The 22,839-nt window shown below is 69.4% G+C and carries 18 protein-coding genes, 1 tRNA gene and 1 pseudogene; 4 read left to right on the forward strand and 16 right to left on the reverse strand.

Going from position 1 to position 22,839, the window contains the following annotated elements; genetic code table 11:
* Window positions 1-132 (forward strand): integrase core domain-containing protein (locus MA879_RS06995; RefSeq protein ID WP_141843713.1); only part of this gene is annotated, 132 nt, incomplete at its 5' end.
* Here MA879_RS06995 and MA879_RS07000 read toward each other — a convergent pair.
* Both MA879_RS07000 and MA879_RS07005 read right to left on the reverse strand, forming a co-directional pair.
* Window positions 129-786, reverse strand: a pseudogene (locus tag MA879_RS07000) (helix-turn-helix domain-containing protein). The gene MA879_RS06995 and the pseudogene MA879_RS07000 overlap by 4 nt on opposite strands.
* Window positions 787-926: 140 nt before the next feature.
* Window positions 927-1,559: a maleylpyruvate isomerase family mycothiol-dependent enzyme gene (locus MA879_RS07005; protein ID WP_248124458.1), complete on the reverse strand. Its 633-nt coding sequence runs from the start codon at window positions 1,557-1,559 to the stop codon at window positions 927-929.
* A 62-nt stretch (window positions 1,560-1,621) separates the two neighbouring features.
* Here MA879_RS07005 and MA879_RS07010 point away from each other — a divergent pair, with 62 nt between their 5' ends.
* Window positions 1,622-2,305: a winged helix-turn-helix transcriptional regulator gene (locus tag MA879_RS07010; protein WP_282447707.1), complete on the forward strand. Its 684-nt coding sequence runs from the start codon at window positions 1,622-1,624 to the stop codon at window positions 2,303-2,305.
* Window positions 2,306-2,531: 226 nt separating this feature from the next.
* On the opposite strand, the gene tuf is transcribed toward MA879_RS07010, so the two are convergent.
* The 4 genes from tuf to rpsL all read right to left on the reverse strand — a co-directional run bounded on the left by tuf (window position 2,532) and on the right by rpsL (window position 6,994).
* Window positions 2,532-3,722 carry an elongation factor Tu gene (gene tuf / locus MA879_RS07015; RefSeq protein WP_248124461.1) on the reverse strand — a complete coding sequence of 397 codons (1,191 nt, stop codon included), beginning with the start codon at window positions 3,720-3,722 and terminating at the stop codon, window positions 2,532-2,534.
* 192 nt (window positions 3,723-3,914) lie between these two features.
* Entirely contained in the window at window positions 3,915-6,029 is a 2,115-nt protein-coding gene (fusA, locus tag MA879_RS07020) for an elongation factor G (RefSeq protein ID WP_248124462.1), read from the reverse strand.
* A 120-nt stretch (window positions 6,030-6,149) separates the two neighbouring features.
* Window positions 6,150-6,620: a 30S ribosomal protein S7 gene (gene rpsG / locus MA879_RS07025; RefSeq protein ID WP_135028793.1), complete on the reverse strand. Its 471-nt coding sequence runs from the start codon at window positions 6,618-6,620 to the stop codon at window positions 6,150-6,152.
* Entirely contained in the window at window positions 6,620-6,994 is a 375-nt protein-coding gene (gene rpsL / locus MA879_RS07030; protein ID WP_248124463.1) for a 30S ribosomal protein S12, read from the reverse strand. Before rpsL ends, rpsG begins: the two co-directional genes overlap by 1 nt.
* A 254-nt stretch (window positions 6,995-7,248) precedes the next feature.
* Here rpsL and MA879_RS07035 point away from each other — a divergent pair, with 254 nt between their 5' ends.
* Complete coding sequence (locus MA879_RS07035; RefSeq protein WP_248124464.1) at window positions 7,249-8,421, forward strand: lipid II:glycine glycyltransferase FemX; 1,173 nt, start codon at window positions 7,249-7,251, stop codon at window positions 8,419-8,421.
* A 78-nt stretch (window positions 8,422-8,499) separates the two neighbouring features.
* Here the strand turns inward: MA879_RS07035 and MA879_RS07040 are convergent, their stop codons facing one another.
* The 10 genes from MA879_RS07040 to MA879_RS07085 all read right to left on the reverse strand — a co-directional run bounded on the left by MA879_RS07040 (window position 8,500) and on the right by MA879_RS07085 (window position 21,421).
* A complete protein-coding gene (locus MA879_RS07040; protein ID WP_248124467.1) occupies window positions 8,500-12,396 on the reverse strand; it encodes a DNA-directed RNA polymerase subunit beta' in 3,897 nt (1,298 codons plus the stop codon).
* Between the two features lie 59 nt (window positions 12,397-12,455).
* Window positions 12,456-15,962, reverse strand: a complete 3,507-nt coding sequence (rpoB, locus tag MA879_RS07045; RefSeq protein ID WP_248124470.1) for a DNA-directed RNA polymerase subunit beta — start codon at window positions 15,960-15,962, stop codon at window positions 12,456-12,458.
* Between the two features lie 164 nt (window positions 15,963-16,126).
* A complete protein-coding gene (locus tag MA879_RS07050) occupies window positions 16,127-17,335 on the reverse strand; it encodes an acyltransferase family protein (protein ID WP_248124474.1) in 1,209 nt (402 codons plus the stop codon).
* Between the two features lie 107 nt (window positions 17,336-17,442).
* Entirely contained in the window at window positions 17,443-17,829 is a 387-nt protein-coding gene (rplL, locus tag MA879_RS07055; protein WP_248124477.1) for a 50S ribosomal protein L7/L12, read from the reverse strand.
* A 72-nt stretch (window positions 17,830-17,901) separates the two neighbouring features.
* Window positions 17,902-18,423: a 50S ribosomal protein L10 gene (gene rplJ, locus MA879_RS07060; RefSeq protein WP_248124480.1), complete on the reverse strand. Its 522-nt coding sequence runs from the start codon at window positions 18,421-18,423 to the stop codon at window positions 17,902-17,904.
* Window positions 18,424-18,752: 329 nt separating this feature from the next.
* Entirely contained in the window at window positions 18,753-19,460 is a 708-nt protein-coding gene (gene rplA / locus MA879_RS07065; protein WP_248124483.1) for a 50S ribosomal protein L1, read from the reverse strand.
* A gap of 76 nt (window positions 19,461-19,536) precedes the next feature.
* Window positions 19,537-19,968 carry a 50S ribosomal protein L11 gene (rplK, locus tag MA879_RS07070; protein WP_135028809.1) on the reverse strand — a complete coding sequence of 144 codons (432 nt, stop codon included), beginning with the start codon at window positions 19,966-19,968 and terminating at the stop codon, window positions 19,537-19,539.
* A gap of 131 nt (window positions 19,969-20,099) precedes the next feature.
* Window positions 20,100-20,930: a transcription termination/antitermination protein NusG gene (nusG, locus tag MA879_RS07075; RefSeq protein WP_248124485.1), complete on the reverse strand. Its 831-nt coding sequence runs from the start codon at window positions 20,928-20,930 to the stop codon at window positions 20,100-20,102.
* An 86-nt stretch (window positions 20,931-21,016) separates the two neighbouring features.
* Complete coding sequence (secE, locus tag MA879_RS07080) at window positions 21,017-21,268, reverse strand: preprotein translocase subunit SecE (protein WP_248124720.1); 252 nt, start codon at window positions 21,266-21,268, stop codon at window positions 21,017-21,019.
* Between the two features lie 80 nt (window positions 21,269-21,348).
* Window positions 21,349-21,421, reverse strand: a tRNA-Trp gene (locus MA879_RS07085).
* A gap of 167 nt (window positions 21,422-21,588) precedes the next feature.
* Between MA879_RS07085 and MA879_RS07090 the strand changes: the two genes are divergently transcribed.
* Window positions 21,589-22,797, forward strand: a complete 1,209-nt coding sequence (locus MA879_RS07090) for a pyridoxal phosphate-dependent aminotransferase (RefSeq protein ID WP_248124488.1) — start codon at window positions 21,589-21,591, stop codon at window positions 22,795-22,797.
* The last annotated feature ends 42 nt before the right edge of the window (window positions 22,798-22,839 follow it).

A 22,839-nucleotide genomic window follows, 5' to 3' on the forward strand; every position in this document is an offset into this window, starting at 1 on the left:
GCTCGGCGTGAGGCGCTGGCCGTGTGGGTGAACCACTACAACTACCATCGGCCTCATACCTCCTGCGGGGACGCCCCTCCGGCCTCGTTGGCCCCGGCCCGAGTCAACAACGTCATGACCTCTTACACCTAGGTGCACTGACCGGAGACGTTCATTGATCGTGAGATGGGCGGCCGGTTCCCGCAGGCCGTGCCCGGGCGGTGCTCGTTGTCCTGGTGGAGCCAGTCAGCCGGGGCGCCGCGGGGGTCTGGCCACAGGAGCGATCGGCAGGAGCGGCCGCTGTCCGACACGACTCGTTCGATGGTGACGCCGCGTTCAGCGAACCAGTCGACGGGTCGGTGCAGGACGGCGACGGCTGTGACGGCTGTCTCGTCGTCATGGACCTGGATGTATGCCACACGGGAGTGGCCGTCGATGACGGTGTGGACGAACGCGTACCCGAGCTTGGGGTTGTGCCACGTGCCCTTCGGCTTGCCCGGGGCGGCGGCGCGGTTGCGTTCTCCTTGGCGGCGGCCGACGTGGCGCCAGGCGCCGCCGTCGGAGATGTTCCCGAGCTTCTTCACGTCCACGTGCACCAAAGAGCCGGGGTGGGGTGCTCGTGCCGGCGGACGGGTTCACCGGTGGCGCGGTCGACGTGAGACAGCCGGTCGAGCCGCGCGGTCGTGAGGTTGCGCTGGACCGTGGACGGCCGATCCACCGCTTCACCGTCGGCCAGGACACGTGGAAGCGGGCGGCTGCCTCGCTGATCGGCCAGCCGTCATCCACGACGAGCTGTGCGACGAGCATGCGGTGCCGTGGTGTCAGCGCGGCGTTCGCGTGCAGGTGCGACGAGGTCGGAATCAGCCCCCGAAGCCCTGACTCAAGGCATCTCAGGTCGCGGGTCGAGGCTGACCGTTCTTGGTCGACAGAACGCCACATCGCATCCATCAGGAGGCTTCTCCGAGACGTGAAACCAGGATGGGGACGCCGTCGCCGGCAAGCTGCCCGAGGTGACTGGATCGCCCGGCCATGGTCATCACGAGTGCGAGGGTGGGACCCACGACCTCTGGCCCACCGCCGTGCTCGAAGGTGCCATCGGTGGCCCGCAGGTGCAGTCCCGACGAGAGGGTCTTACTGCTGACGGCGAAGTCGCGGCTCGCGTAGAAGCGGGCGACCTGCGTCGCAGCGACGATGTCGACGGCGGTCGGGATGTTGAGGGGGTGCCGGATGTCCTCACCGTGAACGAGGGCTTCTCCGAGGTAGGCAGCCAAGTCTTTGGAGGGGGCCACGGTGGAAGTGATGACCGCCCGAAACCGTGCCAGGGTCTCAGCAGGGTCTTTCCCCAAGTGCTCACGAAGCCGTCGCTCATTGTGAACCGCAGGCCGAAACCCGGCGAGAACGATGCTTCGCAACCACGCACGTTGGCTGGTCGACGCCGCAGCCGTCAGGTGAGCCACGACGTGCTCGACATCCCAACCCGGACAGAGACTCGGGCGTGCCCAGTCGCTTGCCGCCAGGCCCTCGAGGTCGTCTGCCAGCCCTTGGCGTGCTCGGTGCGTCAGGGCCATCAGATCAGTCATCACCGCTCCTTGCTACCGCTTCGGTAGTGACGACACTATACTTTCCGTAGTAGGAGGCGTCAATGGGAGAACGACGGACATATGGGTCCTACAACGACGGGTGCGCCGCAGCCCACGCGCTGGATCTGATCGGGAACCGCTGGACGATGATCATCGTGCGCGAGCTGTTGCTCGGCCCCAAGCGCTTCAAGGACCTCCAACGGGACGTCATGGGGATCGGGCCGACGATCCTGACGCGCCGCCTCAGCGACCTGGTCGCGACGGGCGTCGCGACCAAGAGGGGGATCCACGGACTCGAGGGCGAGTTCTACGAACTCACCTCCTGGGGGTACGAACTCGAGCACGTGAACAATGCCCTGGCCGAGTGGGCGGTCACCTCACCCTCCCTGCCCTGGGAGGCCGACATGAGCCCGGACACTCTGATCCTGACCATGCGCGCCCACGCCCAAGCGCGCCCTGACCTCGTCACAAGGCCCGTGACGGTCGCTCTGCACCTGACCGACTCGCGTCAAGCCACGCCTGGCGATGCCGTCACTTACCTCGCTTGCCTGTCACCCCACGAGACCACGATCATCCGCATGAACCCCCCGGACGTCACCACGGCCGTCCTGACTGCGGGGACCCGAGCCCTGAAAGCAGTCATCCTGGGCCAGGCCGAGTACACGTCCACCGCTCCCGGCATCCTCACCACTGGCGACCCGACGGGCGTGCAATGGCTCCTCGCGGCCACGCGACTCCGCCCCTGAAGACTGTTCGGCTGACGGCCGCACACAACCAGGCCGACGACCTCCCGCCGCTCCAATCCTCCCCTCGCGCCACCATGACCGATGAGGCGCACGCCGGCCGCTCAATCAACGTCTCCGGTCAGAACACCGAGGCGCTCCCCGGACGCACGAAGGCCCCCGCCGGACGGCGGGGGCCTTCGAACGCGTCGGCCGCGAGGCCGGACGCGATCACGCGGTGATCAGAGGGTCACTTGGTGATCTTGGTGACGCGGCCGGAGCCCACGGTGCGGCCACCCTCGCGGATGGCGAAGCCGAGGCCCTCCTCCATGGCGATCGGCTGGATGAGCTCGACCGACATCTCGGTGGTGTCGCCGGGCATGACCATCTCGGTGCCCTCGGGCAGCGTGATGACGCCGGTGACGTCGGTGGTGCGGAAGTAGAACTGCGGACGGTAGTTCGAGTAGAACGGGTTGTGACGGCCGCCCTCGTCCTTGGAGAGGATGTAGACGTTCGCCTCGAAGCCGGTGTGCGGGGTGATCGAGCCCGGGGCCACGATGACCTGGCCGCGCTCGACGTCGTCACGCTTCAGACCGCGCAGCAGCAGGCCGCAGTTCTCGCCGGCCCAGGCCTCGTCGAGCTGCTTGTGGAACATCTCGATGCCGGTCACGGTGGTCTTCTGCAGGTCGCGGATGCCCACGATCTCGACCTCGGAGTTGATGGCCAGGGTGCCGCGCTCGGCGCGGCCGGTCACCACGGTGCCACGGCCGGTGATCGTGAAGACGTCCTCGATCGGCATGAGGAACGGCTTGTCCTTGTCACGCACGGGATCCGGGATGTACTCGTCCACGGCGTCCATCAGGTCCTCGACGGACTTGACCCACTCGGCGTCGCCCTCGAGGGCCTTCAGGCCGGAGGTGCGGACGACCGGGGCGTCGTCACCGTCGAACTCCTGGGAGGACAGCAGCTCGCGGACCTCCATCTCGACGAGCTCGAGGAGCTCCTCGTCCTCGACCATGTCGGCCTTGTTCAGGGCCACCAGCAGGGCGGGCACGCCGACCTGGCGGGCGAGCAGCACGTGCTCGCGGGTCTGGGCCATGGGGCCGTCGGTGGCGGCGACCACGAGGATGGCGCCGTCCATCTGGGCCGCACCGGTGATCATGTTCTTGATGTAGTCGGCGTGACCGGGGGCGTCCACGTGGGCGTAGTGACGCTTCTCGGTCTGGTACTCCACGTGGGAGATGTTGATGGTGATGCCGCGCTGACGCTCCTCCGGGGCGGAGTCGATCGACGCGAAGTCACGCTTCTCGTTGAGGTCCGGGTACTTGTCGTACAGGACCTTCGAGATGGCGGCGGTGAGGGTGGTCTTGCCGTGGTCAACGTGGCCGATGGTGCCGATGTTGACGTGCGGCTTCGTCCGCTCGAACTTTGCCTTTGCCACAGTTCCTCCTAAAGAACGTGTTTCCTCGTCACGAAGAGTGCTCAGCCGCGCGAGCGTGCTGACAACCTGGACGAGTCTACTTGCCTGATGCGGGGTTGGGGAAATCCCGGCCGGTCGTCCCGGCCAGGGTGCCCCGCCCGGACGCACGCGGCGCCCGGGCGGGGCATGTCGTTCAGCGAGGGGACCCGGGGGTCACTCGCCCTGGGACTTCTGGATGATCTCGTCGGCCACGTTCTTCGGGACCTCGGAGTAGGAGTGGAACGTCATCGAGTAGACCGCGCGACCCTGGGTGCGGGAGCGCAGGTCGCCGATGTAGCCGAACATCTCCGACAGCGGCACGAGGGCGTTGACCACCTTCACGCCGGTGGCGTCCTCCATGGACTGGATCTGACCGCGGCGGGAGTTCAGGTCGCCGACGACGTCGCCCATGAACTCCTCGGGGGTGCGGACCTCCACGGCCATCAGCGGCTCGAGGATGACCGGAGACGCCTTCTTCACGCCCTCCTTGAACGCCTGCGAGCCGGCGATCTTGAACGCCATCTCGGAGGAGTCGACGTCGTGGTACGCGCCGTCGAGCAGCGTGGCCTTCACGCCCACCAGGGGGTAGCCGGCGAGCACGCCGAACTGCATGGCGTCCTGGATTCCGGCGTCCACCGAGGGGATGTACTCGCGCGGGACGCGACCGCCGGTGACGGCGTTCTCGAACTCGTAGATCTCGCCGTCCGCGGTGTCCAGGGGCTCGAAGGAGAGCTGGACCTTCGCGAACTGGCCGGAGCCGCCCGTCTGCTTCTTGTGCGTGTAGTCGACCTTGTCGACCTTGCGCTTGATGGTCTCACGGTAGGCCACCTGGGGCTTGCCCACGTTGGCCTCGACGCGGAACTCGCGGCGCATGCGGTCGACGAACACATCGAGGTGCAGCTCGCCCATGCCGCCGATCTCGGTCTGACCGGTCTCCTCGTTGAGGTTGACCCGGAACGTCGGGTCCTCGGCGACGAGCTTCTGGATGGCGGTGGAGAGCTTCTCCTGGTCGCCCTTGGACTTCGGCTCGATGGCCACGGAGATCACGGGCTCCGGGAAGGTCATCGACTCGAGGATGATCGGCTCGTTCGGGTTGCACAGCGTGTCACCCGTGGTGGTGTCCTTGAGGCCGATCACGGCGTAGATGTGGCCCGCCACGACCTCCTCGACCGGGTTCTCCTTGTTGGCGTGCATCTGGAAGAGCTTGCCGATCCGCTCCTTCTTGCCCTTGGTGGCGTTGAGGATCTGCGCGCCGGACTCGAGGCGGCCGGAGTACACGCGGATGAAGGTCAGCGTGCCGAAGAACGGGTGCGAGGCGATCTTGAAGGCCAGCGCGGAGAACGGGGCCTCCTTCGAGGGCTCGCGCTCCAGCTCCTGCTCCTCGTCGCCCACGGCGTGGCCCTTGACGGCGCCGGCGTCGAGCGGGTTCGGGAGGTAGGCCACGACGGCGTCGAGCATGGGCTGCACGCCGCGGTTCTTGAACGCAGAGCCGCAGAACACCGGGTAGGCCTCGGCGTTCACCGTCAGGTGGCGCACCCCGGCGGCGATCTCCTCCTCGGAGAGCTCCTCGCCCTCGAGGTACTTCTCCATGAGCTCCTCGGAGGTGTCTGCGACGGCCTCGATGAGCTCGGTGCGGTACTGCTCGGCCTTCTCAGCGAGCTCCGCCGGGATGTCCTGGATCTCGTACTCGGCGCCCATGGTCACGTCGCCCTTGGCGTCGCCCGGCCACACGAAGGCCTTCATGGTCAGCAGGTCGACGACGCCGACGAAGTCGTTCTCGGCGCCGATCGGCAGCTGCATCACGAGGGGCTTGGCGCCGAGACGCTTCACGATCGTGTCCACGGTGAAGTAGAAGTCCGCGCCGAGCTTGTCCATCTTGTTGACGAAGCAGATGCGGGGGACGTTGTACTTGTCCGCCTGGCGCCACACCGTCTCCGACTGGGGCTCCACGCCCTCCTTGCCGTCGAACACGGCCACGGCACCGTCCAGCACGCGCAGGGAGCGCTCCACCTCGACCGTGAAGTCGACGTGGCCGGGGGTGTCGATGATGTTGATCTGGTTGTTCTTCCAGAAGCAGGTCACCGCGGCGGACGTGATGGTGATGCCGCGCTCCTTCTCCTGCTCCATCCAGTCGGTGGTCGACGCGCCGTCGTGGGTCTCGCCCAGCTTGTGGTTGACACCCGTGTAGAACAGGATGCGCTCGGTGGTGGTGGTCTTGCCGGCATCGATGTGGGCCATGATGCCGATGTTGCGGACCTTGTTCAGGTCGGTCAGCACGTCCTGTGCCACGGTGTCTCCCTTGGTCGGAGTGGTCGTGTGGGGGTCTCGAGGGACGGAGGCGGACGGCGCGCGCCCCGGAGGCGCGCGCCTGCGGCCCGGACCGCGCTCACGCGGTCCGGGCCGACGGGATCACCAGCGGTAGTGGGCGAAGGCCTTGTTGGCCTCGGCCATCTTGTGGGTGTCCTCGCGGCGCTTCACGGCGCCGCCCAGGCCGTTCGAGGCGTCCAGGATCTCGTTCATCAGACGCTCGGTCATGGTCTTCTCCCGGCGGGCCTTCGAGAAGCCGACCAGCCAGCGCAGGGCGAGCGCCGTGGCGCGGCCCGGCTTGACCTCGACGGGCACCTGGTAGGTGGCGCCGCCGACGCGGCGGGACTTGACCTCGAGGGCCGGCTTGATGTTATCCATGGCCTTCTTGAGCGTGGCCACGGGATCGGCGCCGTTCTTGGCACGGGCGCCCTCGAGCGCGCCGTACACGATGCGCTCGGCGGTGGACTTCTTGCCGTCGATCAGCACCTTGTTGATCAGCTGCGTGACCAGGGGCGAGCCGTAGACGGGATCGACGACGAGGGGGCGCTTGGGGGCAGGACCCTTACGAGGCATTACTTCTTCTCCTTCTTGGCGCCGTAGCGGGAGCGGGCCTGGCCGCGGTTCTTCACGCCCTGGGTGTCCAGCACGCCGCGCACGATCTTGTAGCGCACGCCGGGCAGGTCCTTCACGCGGCCGCCGCGGACGAGCACGATCGAGTGCTCCTGCAGATTGTGGCCCTCGCCCGGGATGTACGCGGTGACCTCGACGCCACCGTTGAGGCGGACGCGGGCGACCTTGCGCAGCGCGGAGTTCGGCTTCTTCGGGGTCGTGGTGTACACACGGGTGCACACGCCACGACGCATGGGGTTGCCCTGCAGTGCAGGGGCCTTGGTCTTGACGACCTTGGGTGAGCGGCCCTTGCGGACCAGCTGCTGAATCGTAGGCACTCTCCAGCCTTCCTTGTCGTGATCGCTGACGGGGTGCGCCGACCCGGGGGCCGGCGCTGCTCGTTCCTCGACTCTGCGGAGGCCCGCGGACCCGTCCGAGAGGAGCAATGGACCGCAGGCGTGCAAAAGTGTGGCATCTGTCGCGCAACAACCCCGCGACCGGACCGGGTCCACTCTGCCACTTGGAAAAACAATCCCGCCCAGCATAGCACACGGCCCCGGACCGTCCCGGACCACGGCGTAGAGTGGGCGCCGTGACTGACACCTCCCCCGACGCCACGCCCCTGCCCTCCCCCTCACCCGTGACGGTCCGCGCGATCACCGAGGCCGAGCACGTGGAGGTCCTGCGCCGCCATCCGGGGGCCTCGTTCCTGCAGAACCCCGCCTGGCAGCGGGTGAAGACCGACTGGTCCGGCCAGTCGCTCGGCTTCGAGCAGGACGGCCGCCTCGTCGGCGCCGCACTCGTGCTCGGCCGCCGCCTGCCCGTGCCGGGGCGCACCCCCTTCCTGGGCCGCGCCTTCCTCGCGTACGTCGCCGAGGGCCCCGTCCTCGACGAGGGGGTCGACGTCGTCGCCGCCCTGACCGTCCTGGTGGCCGAGCTCCACGCTCAGGGCGCATTCCTGGTGCGCGTCGCGCCGCCCGGCGTGGTCCGCCGGTGGGACGCGGACACCGTGCGCAAGTCCCTCACCGACCCGCAGCACCGCATGCTCACCGACCTGCCCGCGGCGGAGGAGGACCCGGCGGCGGTCGAGCTCGAGGAACGCCTGCGGGAGGCCGGCTGGATCGCCCCCGAGATCCTCCCCGGGTTCTCCGCGGGTCAGCCGATGTTCCAGGCGCGCATCCCCCTCGAGAGCCTTGACGAGGAGTCCGTCCTCGCCCGCATGTCCGGCTCGAGCCGCAAGCGCACCCGCCGCTCGATGCGCAACGACCTCGACGTGGTCACCGCCGGGCCGGAACGCCTGGACGAGTGGGACGACCTCCAGCACGAGACCGCCACGCGCGATCGGTTCACCGGGCGCCCGAAGGAGTACTTCGAGCGCGTCCTGGCCGAGCTGGGCGGCTCGGAGCTGGCCGACGTGACGTACTACCTCGCCGAGTTCGAGGGAGATCCCGTGGCTGCGGCGTTCCACTTCCGCCAGGGCCACGTGTGCTGGCGCCCCTACTCGGCGTCCTCGCAGAAGGAGCGCAAGCGAGATGCTCCCCGCCTGCTGGAGTTCGAGCAGATCCGTGCAGGTCTCGCCGACGGCTGCCACTGGCTGGACCTCGGCGGCGTCCCCGGGTCCGTGGACGGCGAGGACCGCATCACCGGTCTCACCGAGTTCAAGACCACGCAGGGCGCGGACATCGTCCAGACGCACGGTGAGTGGGACTTCCCCCTGCACAAGGTCCTGACCCACGCCTTCACCCTGTACATGTCGCGCCGCTGAGCGGCCCCGACGCACGCACGCCGCGGCCCCCGCCGGAGTCATCCGACGGGGGCCGCGTCGTGTGCGGGACCGGACAGGTCAGGCGCGGAAGTCGCCGCCCCGGCCGTAGTCGTCCAGGGAGACCGCGTGGAACTCCGCCTCCCCGAGCGGCTGGTCCAGGCCCGGGTAGTCGAAGTCGGCGAAGCCCACCGGGGAGGCGAACAGCGAGGCCTTGGCCTCCTCCGTGGGCTCCACAGCCGTCTGGGTGTAGCGGTCCAGGCCGGTGCCGGCCGGGATCAGCTTGCCGATGATCACGTTCTCCTTCAGGCCCAGCAGCGGGTCCGACTTGCCCTCCATGGCCGCCTGCGTCAGGACGCGGGTGGTCTCCTGGAAGGACGCGGCGGACAGCCACGAGTCGGTGGCGAGCGAGGCCTTGGTGATGCCCATGAGCTCGTCACGGCCGGAGGCCGGCTGCCTGCCCTCGGCGACGGCGGCACGGTTGGCCGCCACGAAGCGGGCGCGGTCCGTGAGCTCACCGGGCAGCAGATCGGTCTCACCGGACTCGATCACGGTGATCCGGCGCAGCATCTGCCGGACGATGACCTCCACGTGCTTGTCGTGGATGCCCACGCCCTGCGACTGGTACACGTCCTGCACCTCCTCGACGAGGAAGCGCTGGGCGGCCCGCGGGCCGAGCACGCGCAGGACCTGCTTCGGGTCCACGGCACCGGCCACGAGCTGCGTGCCCACGGCCACGTGCTCCCCGTCCTGCACGAGCAGGCGGGCGCGGCGCAGGACCGGGTACGCGATCTCCTCGGAGCCGTCGTCCGGCGTGAGGATCAGGCGGATCGAGGCGTCGGTGTCCTCGATGGTGACCCGGCCGGCCACCTCGGAGATCGGGGCCACGCCCTTCGGGGTGCGTGCCTCGAAGAGCTCCTGGATGCGGGGCAGACCCTGGGTGATGTCGTCCGCCGAGGCCACACCGCCGGTGTGGAAGGTGCGCATGGTGAGCTGGGTGCCCGGCTCGCCGATGGACTGCGCGGCGATGATGCCCACGGCCTCGCCGATGTCCACCAGCTGGCCGGTGGCCATCGAGCGGCCGTAGCACTTGGCGCACGTGCCGACGGCGGAGTCGCAGGTGAGCACGGAGCGCACCTTGATCTCCGCGACCCCCGCGGCCACCAGCTCGCCGATGAGCACGTCGCCCACGTCCGCGCCGGCCGAGGCCAGCACGGTGCCGTCCTCGCGGGTGACGTCCTGGGCCAGCGTGCGGGCGAAGGCCGAGTTCTCGACCTGCTCGTGCGTCTGCAGCTCGCCGTCCGCGTTCGGCTCGGCGATGGTCACGGCCAGGCCGCGGCCGGTGCCGCAGTCCTCCTCGCGGACGATCACGTCCTGGGACACGTCCACGAGGCGACGGGTGAGGTAGCCCGAGTTCGCCGTCTTGAGCGCGGTGTCCGCGAGGCCCTTGCGGGCGCCGTGGGTGGCGGAGAAGTACTCGAGCACCGACAGGCCCTCACGGTACGAGGACTTGATCGGGCGCGGGATGATCTCGCCCTTCGGGTTGGCCACCAGGCCACGGATGCCCGCGATCTGACGGACCTGCAGCCAGTTGCCTCGGGCGCCGGAGGACACCATGCGATTGATGGTGTTGAGCTCCGAGAGCCCGTCCTTCATGGCCGCGGCGACCTCGTCGGTGGCCTTGTTCCAGATGTCGATCAGCTCAGAGCGGCGCTCGTCGTCGGCGATCAGGCCCTTGTCGTACTGGGCCTGCACGCGCTGCGCCTGCTCCTCGTACCCCTGCATGATCGAGGCCTTGTCGAAGTCGGACGTGATGTCCGAGATCGCCACGGTCACACCGGACCAGGTGCCCCAGTGGAAGCCCGCATCCTTGAGGTTGTCGAGCGTCTGGGCGGTGACCACCATCGGGTAGCGCTCGGCGAGGTCGTTGACCAGCTGGCCGAGGGTGCCCTTGGTCGCCTGGCCGTCCAGCCACGGGTAGTCCGCCGGCAGCAGCTCGTTGAAGAGCACCTTGCCCAGAGTGGTCTCGATCGGGGCCAGCATGCCCTCGGTCCAGCCCTCCGGGGCCGGCACCGCCTCCGAGGGCACGAAGCCCTCGACGCCGATGGTCACCGGGGCGTTCAGGTGCAGCTCGCCCGCGTCGAAGGCCATGATCGCCTCGGCCACGGTGGCGTACGCGTTGCCCGCGCCCGTCTCGTCCTGGCGCACCGTGGTGAGGTGGTTCAGGCCGATGATCATGTCCTGGGCCGGGACGGCCACGGCACGGCCGTCGGACGGCTTCAGGATGTTGTGGCTCGAGAGCATGAGCAGCCGGGCCTCGGCCTGCGCCTCCGGGGAGAGCGGCAGGTGCACGGCCATCTGGTCGCCGTCGAAGTCCGCGTTGAACGCCGAGCACACGAGCGGGTGCAGCTGCAGGGCCTTGCCCTCCACCAGCTGCGGCTCGAACGCCTGGATGCCGAGGCGGTGCAGGGTGGGGGCGCGGTTCAGCAGCACGGGGTGCTCGGAGATGACCTCCTCGAGCACATCCCACACCTGAGGCCGGAAGCGCTCCACCATGCGCTTGGCGGACTTCACGTTCTGCGCGTGGTTGAGGTCCACCAGGCGCTTCATGACGAACGGCTTGAACAGCTCGAGCGCCATCTGCTTGGGCAGACCGCACTGGTGCAGCTTGAGCTGCGGGCCCACCACGATCACGGAGCGGCCCGAGTAGTCCACACGCTTGCCCAGCAGGTTCTGACGGAAGCGGCCCTGCTTGCCCTTGAGCATGTCGGACAGGGACTTCAGCGGACGGTTGCCCGGGCCGGTCACCGGCCGGCCGCGACGGCCGTTGTCGAACAGCGAGTCCACGGCCTCCTGCAGCATGCGCTTCTCGTTGTTCACGATGATCTCGGGCGCGCCGAGGTCGAGCAGCCGCTTCAGGCGGTTGTTGCGGTTGATCACGCGGCGGTACAGGTCGTTCAGGTCGGAGGTCGCGAAGCGGCCGCCGTCCAGCTGGACCATCGGGCGCAGCTCCGGCGGGATCACCGGGACGGCGTCCAGCACCATGCCCTCGGGCGAGTTCACGGTGGTCAGGAACGCGTTGACGACCTTCAGCCGCTTCAGGGCGCGGGTCTTGCGCTGGCCCTTGCCGGTCTTGATGGTCTCGCGCAGCAGCTCGGACTCGGCCTCGAGGTCGAAGGTCTGCAGGCGACGCTGGATCGCCTCCGCACCCATGGAGCCCTCGAAGTAGGCGCCGAACTTGTCCCGCATGGCGCGGTACAGGCCCTCATCGCCCTCGAGGTCGGCGACCTTGAGGTTCTTGAAGCGGTCCCAGACCTGCTCCTTGCGGTCCAGCTCCGCGTCCGCACGCTTGCGGATCTGCGCCATGGTCTTGTCCGCGGCGTCGCGGGCCTTCTTCTTCTCCGCGGCCTTGGCACCCTCGGCCTCGAGCTTGGCGAGGTCCTTCTCGAGGTCGGCGGCCACGGCGGCGATGTCGGCGTCGCGCTGGTCGGCCAGGACACGGGTCTCCTGGTCGTGCTCGGCCTGCAGGTTGGGCAGGTCGCGATGGCGGGCCTCGTCGTCGACGGAGGTGATCATGTACGCCGCGAAGTAGATGACCTTCTCGAGGTCCTTCGGGGCGAGGTCCAGCAGGTACCCCAGGCGCGAGGGCACACCCTTGAAGTACCAGATGTGGGTGACGGGGGCGGCGAGCTCGATGTGGCCCATGCGGTCACGGCGCACCTTCGAGCGCGTCACCTCCACGCCGCAGCGCTCGCAGATGATCCCCTTGAAGCGCACACGCTTGTACTTGCCGCACGCGCACTCCCAGTCCCGGGTGGGGCCGAAGATCTTCTCGCAGAAGAGCCCGTCCTTCTCCGGCTTCAGGGTGCGGTAGTTGATGGTCTCGGGCTTCTTGACCTCGCCGTAGGACCAGCGGCGGATGTCCTCCGCCGTGGCCAGGCCGATGCGCATCAGGCCGAAAGAGTTGTCAGTGGTCATGCTCCGGTGAACTCCTTGGTTCCGTGGTTCTCAGAGGACGTCTGGGGGAGGGAGGAGGATCAGACCTCTTCGACCGAGCTCGGCTCGGCGTGGGACAGGTCGATGCCGAGCTCCTCGGCTGCGCGGTACGACTCGTCCTCCGCGTCGCGCATCTCGATGGTCTGGCCGTCGGCGGAGAGGACCTCCACGTTCAGGCACAGGGACTGCATCTCCTTGATGAGCACCTTGAAGGACTCCGGCACGCCCGGCTCGGGGATGTTCTCGCCCTTGACGATGGCCTCGTAGACCTTCACGCGGCCATGGATGTCATCCGACTTGATGGTCAGCAGCTCCTGGAGGGTGAACGCGGCGCCGTACGCCTCGAGCGCCCACACCTCCATCTCGCCGAAGCGCTGGCCGCCGAACTGGGCCTTTCCGCCCAGCGGCTGCTGCGTGATCATCGAGTACGGGCCCGTGGACCGCGCGTGGATCTTGTCGTCCACCAGGTGGTGCAGCTTGAGCATGTACATGTAGCCCACGGACACCGGGTCCGGGAACGGCTCGCCGGAGCGGCCGTCGAACAGCTGCGCCTTGCCGGTGGTGCCCATGAGGCGGTCGCCGTCGCGGGTCACGTTCACGTGGCCCAGCAGGCCGGTGATCTCGTGCGCCTCCGCCCCGTCGAACACCGGCGTGGCCACGTTGACCGGACCGGACTGCCGGGGGAAGTCCGGCAGGTCCTTGATCCACTCGGGCTCACCCTCGATGTCCCAGCCGCGGGAGGCAGCCCAGCCGAGGTGGATCTCCATGACCTGACCGAGGTTCATGCGGCCGGGCACGCCGAGCGGGTTGAGCACGACGTCGACCGGGGTGCCGTCCGCCAGGAACGGCATGTCCTCGAGCGGGAGGATCTTGGAGATGACGCCCTTGTTGCCGTGGCGGCCGGCCATCTTGTCACCGTCGGTGATCTTGCGCTTCTGGGCCACGTACACGCGGACGAGCTGGTTGACGCCCGGGGGCAGGTCGTCGTCCTCGTCGCGGTCGAAGATCCGCACGCCGATCACAGTGCCGGACTCGCCGTGGGGCACCTTCAGGGACGTGTCGCGCACCTCACGGGACTTCTCACCGAAGATGGCGCGCAACAGGCGCTCCTCCGGGGTCAGCTCCGTCTCGCCCTTCGGGGTCACGCGGCCCACCAGGACGTCGCCGGCCTCCACCTCGGCGCCGATGTGGATGATGCCGCGCTCGTCGAGCTGGGACAGCACCTCCTCCGACACGTTCGGGATGTCCCGGGTGATCTCCTCGGCGCCCAGCTTGGTGTCACGGGCGTCCACCTCATGCTCCTCGATGTGGATCGAGGTCAGCACGTCCTCCGAGACCATGCGCTGGGACAGGATGATCGCGTCCTCGTAGTTCAGGCCCTCCCAGGGCATGAACGCCACGAGCAGGTTCTTGCCGAGCGCGAGCTCGCCGTTGTCCGTCGCGGGGCCATCGGCGATCACCGAGAGGCGCTCCACGCGGTCGCCCTCGGAGACGCGCACACGCTGGTTGTACGCGTTGCCCTGGTTGGAGCGGGAGAACTTCAGGATCGGGTAGTGCGTGGTGGTGCCGTCGTCGTTCATGACGGTCACCAGGTCCGCAGCCACCTCGGTCACGACGCCGGGCTCGGTGGCGGTGACGGAGTCGCCCGCGTCCACGGCCACGTACTTCTCCATGCCCGTGCCCACGTACGGGGCCTGGGACTGCAGCAGGGGCACGGCCTGACGCTGCATGTTCGCGCCCATGAGCGCGCGGTTGGCGTCGTCGTGCTCGAGGAACGGGATCAGGGCCGTCGCGGCCGACACCATCTGGCGCGGGGACACGTCCATGTAGTCGATGTCATCGACGGTGGACAGCACGGGCTCGCCGCCGCCGCCGCGCTGGCGGCAGAGCACAAGCTCCTCGACGAAGCGGCCGTCCTCATCCACCGGGGCGTTGGCCTGGGCGATCTGGAAGCCCAGCTCGTCGTCGGCAGTCAGGTAGTCGACGTCGTCGGTCACCCGGCCGTCCACCACACGCCGGTACGGGGTCTCGATGAAGCCGAACGGGTTGATCCGCCCGAAGGTCGCCAACGAGCCGATGAGGCCGATGTTCGGGCCTTCCGGGGTCTCGATGGGGCACATGCGGCCGTAGTGCGACGGGTGGACGTCGCGGACCTCCATGCCGGCGCGGTCGCGGGACAGGCCGCCCGGGCCGAGCGCGGACAGGCGGCGCTTGTGCGTCAGCCCGGCCAGCGGGTTGTTCTGATCCATGAACTGCGACAGCTGGGAGGTGCCGAAGAACTCCTTGATCGCCGCCACCACCGGGCGGATGTTGATCAGGGTCTGCGGGGTGATCGCCTCGACGTCCTGCGTGGTCATGCGCTCGCGCACGACGCGCTCCATGCGGGACAGGCCGGTGCGGATCTGGTTCTCGATCAGCTCGCCCACGGCGCGGATGCGGCGGTTGCCGAAGTGGTCGATGTCGTCGACCTCGACGCGCACGTCGACCTTCTCGCCGTCGCGGGTGCCCCGGATGGTGGACTCGCCGGCGTGCAGCGCGGCGATGAAGTGCACCATCTGGACGATGTCGTCCTCGGTGAGCACGGAGGCGTTCGGATCGCCCAGGTGCACGTCCACGCCCAGCTTGCGGTTGAGCTTGTAGCGGCCCACCTTGGCGAGGTCGTAGCGCTTGGGCGTGAAGTAGAGGTTGTTCAGCAGGGTCTGCGCGGCGTCGACGGCGGCGGGCTCGCCCGGGCGCAGCTTGCGGTAGATGTCCAGCAGCGCCTCGTTCTGGTCGGCGGTGCCGTCCTTCTCGAGGGTGGCGCGGATGGAGTCGTAGTGGCCGAACTCCTCGAGGATGCGGGACTCGGACCAGCCCATGGCCTTGAGCAGCACGGTCACCGGCTGCTTGCGCTTGCGGTCGAGGCGCACGCCGACCTGATCGCGCTTGTCCACCTCGAGCTCGAACCACGCGCCGCGGGAGGGGATGATCTTCGCGGAGAAGATCTCCTTGTCCGAGGTCTTGTCCGGGGTCCGCTCGAAGTAGGCGCCCGGGGAGCGCACCAGCTGCGAGACGACCACGCGCTCGGTGCCGTTGATGATGAACGTGCCGTTGCGGGTCATGAGCGGGAAGTCGCCCATGAACACCGTCTGCTGCTTGATCTCGCCGGTCGTGTTGTTCATGAACTCGGCCTTGACGTACAGCGGGGCGGAGTAGGTCGCGTCGCGGTCCTTGCACTCCTCCTCCGTCATCTTCGCGTCGGCGAACTCCGGATCGGAGAAGGACAGGGACATGGTGCCCTGGAAGTCCTCGATCGGGGAGATCTCCTCGAAGATGTCCGTGAGGCCGGACGTGACCGAGACCGAGTGGTCGTCGGCCGCGACGGCGGCGTCCACGCGGGCCATCCAGCGCTCGTTGCCGATCAGGCGGTCGAACGACTCCGTCTGCAGCGCCAGCAGATCCGGCACGTCGAGCGGCTCATGGATCTTGGCGAAGGAGATGCGCCCGGCCGAGGCGGCGGAGCGGGGGGAGACGGCAGCGGTTTCGTTGGAGGTGCTCGAGGCGACCACGTAGGATCCTTCCACAGGACTGCAGGGTTCCGGTCAGCCTCCCCCGCTGCGTCGGGCAACGGGACCGGGCCCACCGCTATATGAAGGCCGCGCAGTCCCTCCCATGGCACCCGTTTCCGGGCACGATGGGACAGGGGAGGTGCAAAGATCCATCCTAACCCAACTCATACCGCGCGTCCACCCGCCCCATCAGATGGGCCGGGCGGTGGAGTCGGGACCCCGGGCCGCAGCGGGTCCGCCCCGAGGCCGGGGACCCGTTCGAACAGCCGACTGGCACCCTCCCGCAGGCGCGGCCCCAGCGGCCGCTCCACCCACCGGTGCACGAACGCTGACCAGACCAGGACGAGCGCGAGCGTCACGATCAGGGTCGGCCGCGGTCCCAGGATCGGGGTCAGACGTCCGATGAGCCACCAGCCCCACAGCTGATGGTGGAGGTACAGCGGATAGGTCAGCGCCCCGGCCGCGGCCGCCCCGGGGACGTGCCAGCGGGCCGCCGGGCCCACGGTCGCCACCGCCACCCAGACCACCATCGCGGTCCCGACGCCGGCCACGACCCACCACGGCACGACCAGGCCGGTGGTGGCCATGGTCTCCCGCACCTGGATCCGCGTGCTCCAGGCGACCGCCAGGACGGCGGTCACTGCGACAGCCGCCCACCGCGTCGGGGTGCCGCCGTGCCGGTGGACGAGGAACAGCGCGATCCCGACCGCGAACAGCGCCGAGTACTCCGGGAACAGCCAATGCGACACGGTGGACAACGCCTGCGCGTGCCCACGGGCGGCCCACCACAGGGCCGTCCCGAACGACGGCCACAGGACCGCGAAGGCCAGGAGGCGGACCGGCGTCGTCCATCTCAGCAGCAGGAGGGCGAGCACCGTGGCGTAGAACTTCAGCTCGATCCAGAGGGTCCAGTAGACGCCGTCGAGGTGCGGTTGGCCGCCGCCCAGGGCGCCCTGGAGCATCGTGAGGTTCGTCAGGATCTGCACCGGGCTGCGTCCCTCCCCCGCCTCCGGCCACAGGACGAACAGCAGCAGCCCTGCGAGGAGCACTGCCACCCAGTACGCCGGGTACAGCCGACCCACGCGCGAGCCCAGGTAGCGGGCGGGACTCCGCCCCAACGCCGAGAGCAGGATCACGAAGCCCGAGACCATGAAGAACAGCTGCACCCCGAGCGAGCCCAGGCTGGAGAGCCGGCCGAGCACGGGCCAGATCTCCAGCGCCACAGTGTCCCCGCCGTCCCACTCGCCGTGGTGCCAGGACGTCCAGTGGTACAGGACCACGGCGAGGGCGGCGGCGAAGCGCGTGGCGTCGAGGGCCTGCAGACGGGATCCAGGACGACGCGGCGTCGCGGGAGCGGTCGGGGCGCAGGTCATCGCGGGCCTTCCGTGGCTGGATCAGGACGGGTGGACGCGCCGCGACCCCCGTGCCGCCGAGGCGGGACGGGGGTCGCGGACGAGGGGTGCGGCTCAGGCCGCGCGCATCACTTCAGGGTGACGGTCGCGCCGGCGCCCTCGAGCTGCTCCTTGGCCTTCTCGGCGGTCTCCTTGTTGACGCCCTCGAGGACCGGCTTGGGGGCGCCGTCGACGAGGTCCTTGGCCTCCTTCAGGCCGAGGGAGGTGAGGGCGCGCACCTCCTTGATGACGCCGATCTTCTTGTCGCCGGCGGACTCGAGGACGACGTCGAACTCGTCCTTCTCCTCGGCGGCCTCGGCGGCACCGCCGGCGGGGGCGCCGGCAGCGGCCATCGCCACGGGGGCGGCGGCGGTGACGTCGAACTTCTCCTCGAACGCCTTGATGAACTCGGACAGCTCGATGAGGGTCAGCTCCTCGAACGCGGCGAGCAGCTCTTCGGTGGTCAGCTTGGCCATGATGGCTCCTTTACGTGTACGACGTGGGTACGTGTGGAAGTGGGTGGGCCGTGCAGCCCGGGTGGGGCTGCGTCAGGCAGCCTGGTCCTGCTGGGCTCGCAGGGCCTCGACCGTGCGCGCGGTCTTGGACAGCGGGGCCTGGAACAGGGCGGCGGCCTTGGACATGCTGCCCTTCATCGCGCCGGCGAACTTGGCCAGCAGCACCTCGCGGGACTCGAGGTCCGCGAGCTGCTTGATGCCGGCCTCGTCCAGGGGCTGGCCGTCCATGTAGCCGCCCTTGAGCACGAGCCTCTCGTGGTCCTTGGCGAAGTCACGCAGCGCCTTCGCGACGCTGACCGGGTCACCGGTCACGAACGCGATCGCGGTCGGACCGGTGAGGTGGGCCTCGAGGCCCTCCACACCGGCGTCCTTCGCAGCGATCTCGGCGAGCGTGTTCTTCGCCACGGCGTAGGTCGCATCCTGACGGAGGGAGTCACGGAGCTCCTTGAGCTCGGACACCGTCAGGCCACGGTATTCCGTCAGGACAGCGGCGCTCGAGCTGCGGAACAGGTCCGCCAGCTCGGCCACCGCCGACTCCTTCGCGGACGTCGCCATGGCACTCCTCTCGGTGGTTCGGGGGGACCGCCCGACCCCCGACAACGAGAAACGCCCCGTGCAGGTGCACGGGGCGCGGCATGACGGCCCGGTCCTGACGGACGGGCGCATGAGGCTCAGCATCACCTGCGCGGGCCGCCTCCGTCGGGAGGGCCTTCGACGGTGCTCCCGCGCGTGGGCAGGGGTCACCGTGACCGGCGGTCTTCGGTCCGACCAGCATACCCTCCCCCGACCCCGGCCGCAAACCGGACGACGGCCGGCCTCCTCCCGCGTGGGAGGGGACCGGCCGTCGTCGGCGGTCAGGCGACCGCGGCGGGCTCCGGGGAGGCTCAGGCCTCGTCGCCCTTGGGGGCCACGGCGTTGGGGTCCATCGGGACGCCCGGGCCGAAGGTGGTGGCCACGGTGGCCTTCGAGATGTAACGGCCCTTGGACGAGGCGGGCTTCAGGCGAAGCACCTCCTCGAGCGCGGCGGCGTAGTTCTCGATCAGCTGCTTGGCCTCGAAGGAGGTCTTGCCGATGATGAAGTGCAGATTCGCGTGCTTGTCGACGCGGAAGTCGATCTTGCCGCCCTTGATGTCGGCCACGGCCTTGGCCACGTCCGGGGTCACGGTGCCGGTCTTGGGGTTCGGCATCAGGTTGCGGGGGCCGAGCACCTTGCCCAGACGGCCGACCTTGCCCATGAGCTCCGGGGAGGCCACGGCGGCGTCGAAGTCCACCCAGCCCTCGGAGATCCGGGCGATCAGGTCGTCGTCGCCCACGACGTCCGCGCCGGCGGCGCGGGCGGCCTCGGCGCGGTCACCGGTGGCGAACACGACGACGCGGGCGGTCTTGCCGGTGCCGTGGGGCAGGCTCACGGAGCCGCGCACCATCTGGTCGGCCTTGCGGGGGTCCACCGACAGGCGGAGGGCGACCTCCACGGTGGCGTCGGTCTTCGAGGGGTTGGTCTCCTTGGCGAGGGCGATCGCCTCGGACGGGGAGTACAGCGTGTCCCCGATCGCGGCCTTGGCCGCCTTGTATGCCTTGCTGCGCTGTGCCATCTGCTCTGTTCTCCTTGTGCAGTCGTGGTCTCTCGGGCCGCGCTCGGCCCTGCCACTGGATGGGGGTGGGGGGGCGTCAGCCCTCGACGGTGATGCCCATGGAGCGGGCGGTGCCGGCGATGATCTTGGCGGCGGCCTGGACGTCGTTGGCGTTCAGGTCCTCCATCTTCGACTGGGCGATCTCCTCGCACTGGGCCTGGGTCAGCGTGCCGACCTTGGCGGTGTGCGGGGTGGCGGAGCCCTTCTGGACGCCCGCGGCCTTCTTGATGAGCTCGACGGCCGGCGGGGTCTTGGTGATGAACGTGAACGAGCGGTCCTCGTACACGGTGATCTCGACCGGGATGACGTTGCCGCGCTGGGCCTCTGTGGCGGCGTTGTAGGCCTTGCAGAACTCCATGATGTTCACGCCGTGCTGGCCGAGGGCCGGGCCGATGGGCGGGGCCGGGTTGGCCGCGCCGGCCTGGATCTGAAGCTTGATCAGACCGGCGACCTTCTTCTTGGGAGCCATGAGTGGATCCTTCTCTCACTGGGGGACCCGCGGCGCAGGAGCGCACCGTGGGCGGGGGCCGCCGTGGCGCGGCGGCCGGGACCGCTCCCCCGCCGGCAGGCGGCCGGCAGGAGGCGGAAGACTGGGCGTCCTCAGATGACCTTGGTCACCTGGCTGAAGGACAGGGTCACGGGCGTCTCGCGCTCGAAGATCGAGACGAGCACCACGAGCTGCTGGGCCTCCGGCTTGATCTCAGAGATCGTGGCCGGGAGCGTCTCGAACGGGCCGTCGTTCACCGTGACGGTCTCGCCGACCTCGAAGTCGACGTGGATCGCGGGCGCGGTCGGGACTCCGGACTCGGCGGTGGCCTGCGGGGCGAGGCCCGCCTTCTCCGCCTCGCGGGCGGCCTGCTGGATCACGGACGGGGCGAGCATGTCGTACACCTCGTCGAGCGTCAGCGGCTGCGGGTGGTGGGCGTCGTTGCCCACGAAGCCGGTGACGCCGGAGGTGTGGCGCACGACGCCCCACGAGGCGTCGTCGAGGTCCATGCGCACGAGGACGTAGCCGGGGATGCGGACACGGCTGACGATCTTGCGCGTGGTGTTCTTGATCTCCACGACCTCCTCCATGGGGACCTCGATCTCGTAGATCGCGTCCTCCATGTCCTGGGTCTGGACACGGGCCTCGAGGTTCGTCTTCACGCGCTTCTCGTAGCCGGCGTAGGTGTGGACGACGTACCAGTCGCCGGGCTGGCGGCGCAGACGGGTGCGCAGCTCCTCGCCGGCGTCGACGGCGGCGGTCTCCTCGGCGGCCGGGGCATCCTCACCCGCCACGGCCTCGGCGAGTGCCTCCTCGAGCTGCTCCTCGGCGTCCTCGGCGCTCACGGCCTCGGTCTGACCCTCGGCGATCGCGAGGTCGGCCTCCTGCACGGTGGTGTCAGTCGACTCCTCGACGTCCTGACGATCCAGTTCCTGCTCGGACACGACTTCCTGCTTTCTGCTGACGGGGTGCGGACTGCCCGGGGCGGGCCGATGCGGACGTGCACCGCCGCTCCCGCCGGCCGGGCCGCTCAGACGGAACCCGTGCCGAACAGCAGGCCGGCGAGGGTGCCGAACAGCCAGTCCAGGCCCATGACCAAGAGGATCATGACGGCCACGAAGGCGAGAACGACGCCTGTCATGCGGATCAGCTCCTCGCTGGTGGGCGTGACCACCTTGCGGAGCTCGTCGACCACCTGACGCAGGAACAGCACGATCCGACCGAAGGGCCCACGCCTCCGAGATTCAGGCTCGGGAGTCGAGCTCCCGCGGGTCGCCGCCATCTCAGTCACGTGGCCTCACTCGATCGGATCGCCGGAACGCTCTGCACGTCCAGTGCCGGACCGACAGGTCCGGCACTGAGCAGGGCAGACAGGACTCGAACCTGCAACCTGCGGTTTTGGAGACCGCTGCGCTACCAATTGCGCCACTACCCTAGGTGCCCGCCGATCCGCCCGGATCCGCCCGGGCCCGATCTCGCGGTACCGAGGATCCAGAGTACGCCATCCCCGCCGGACGTGTCGAACACGGCGCCGCTCAGTAGGCTGGGACGCGCGGGCGGCGCCGCCCGCGCGCCAGTCCGCCCCCGACGAAGAAGGTCCCCATGGCTGCCCCCGCCCACCGCGTGTCCGCCCGGCTCTCCGCCATCGCCCCCTCGGCGACCCTCGCCGTCGACGCCAAGGCCAAGGCCCTCAAGGCGGAGGGCCGGCCGGTGATCGGCTTCGGGGCCGGCGAGCCCGACTTCCCCACCCCGGACTACATCGTCGAGGCCGCCGTCCAGGCCGCCCGTGACCCGCGCAACCACCGCTACTCCCCCGCCGCCGGCCTGCCCGAGCTGCGGGAGGCCGTGGCCGCCAAGACCCTCCGCGACTCCGGCGTGGCCCTGGAGGCCGCCCAGGTGCTGGTCACCAACGGTGGCAAGCAGGCCGTCTACAACACGTTCGCCGCCCTCCTCGACCCGCAGGACGAGGTGCTGGTCCCCTCCCCGTTCTGGACCACGTACCCCGAGGCGATCCGGCTCGCCGGCGGCGTGCCCGTGGACGTGTTCGCCGGCCCCGACACGGGCTACAAGGTGAGTGTGGAGCAGCTCGAGGCCGCCCGCACCGAGCACACCAAGGTGCTCCTCTTCGTGTCCCCCTCCAACCCCACCGGCGCCGTCTACTCGCCCGAGGAGACCCGGGCGATCGGCGAGTGGGCCCTCGAGCACGGCCTCTGGGTGGTCACGGACGAGATCTACGAGCACCTCACGTACGACGGCATGCCCTTCACCTCGATCGTGGCGGCCGTGCCCGGGCTCGCGGACCAGGCCGTCATCCTGAACGGCGTCGCGAAGACCTACGCCATGACGGGCTGGCGCGTGGGCTGGATGGCCGGGCCCGTGGACGTCATCACGGCCGCCGCCAACCTCCAGTCCCACGCCACCTCGAACGTCGCCAACGTCTCCCAGCGGGCCGCACTGGCCGCCGTCGCCGGCCCCCTGGACGCCGTGGACGAGATGAAGACCGCGTTCGACCGCCGCCGCCGCGCCATGGTGGAGGGACTGAACCGGGTCCCGGGGTTCTCCTGCCCGACGCCGGAGGGCGCCTTCTACGCGTACGTGGACGCGCGCGAGGCACTGGGGCGGACCTACCGCGGGGGCGTCACCCCCGCGACCTCCGCCGAGCTGGCGGCGTTCATCCTCGAGCAGGCGGAGGTCGCCGTCGTGCCCGGCGAGGCGTTCGGCCCGTCCGGCTACCTCCGCCTGTCCTACGCCCTGGGCGACGACGACCTCGCCGAGGGCGTCCAGCGGATCGAGGCCCTGCTCTCGGAGTGACCGGGACCCCGGGTGCGGGGCGGGCGCACGAGACCTGACGGC

It is taken from the genome of Micrococcus lacusdianchii, assembly GCF_023155805.1.
GTDB lineage: Bacteria > Actinomycetota > Actinomycetes > Actinomycetales > Micrococcaceae > Micrococcus > Micrococcus lacusdianchii.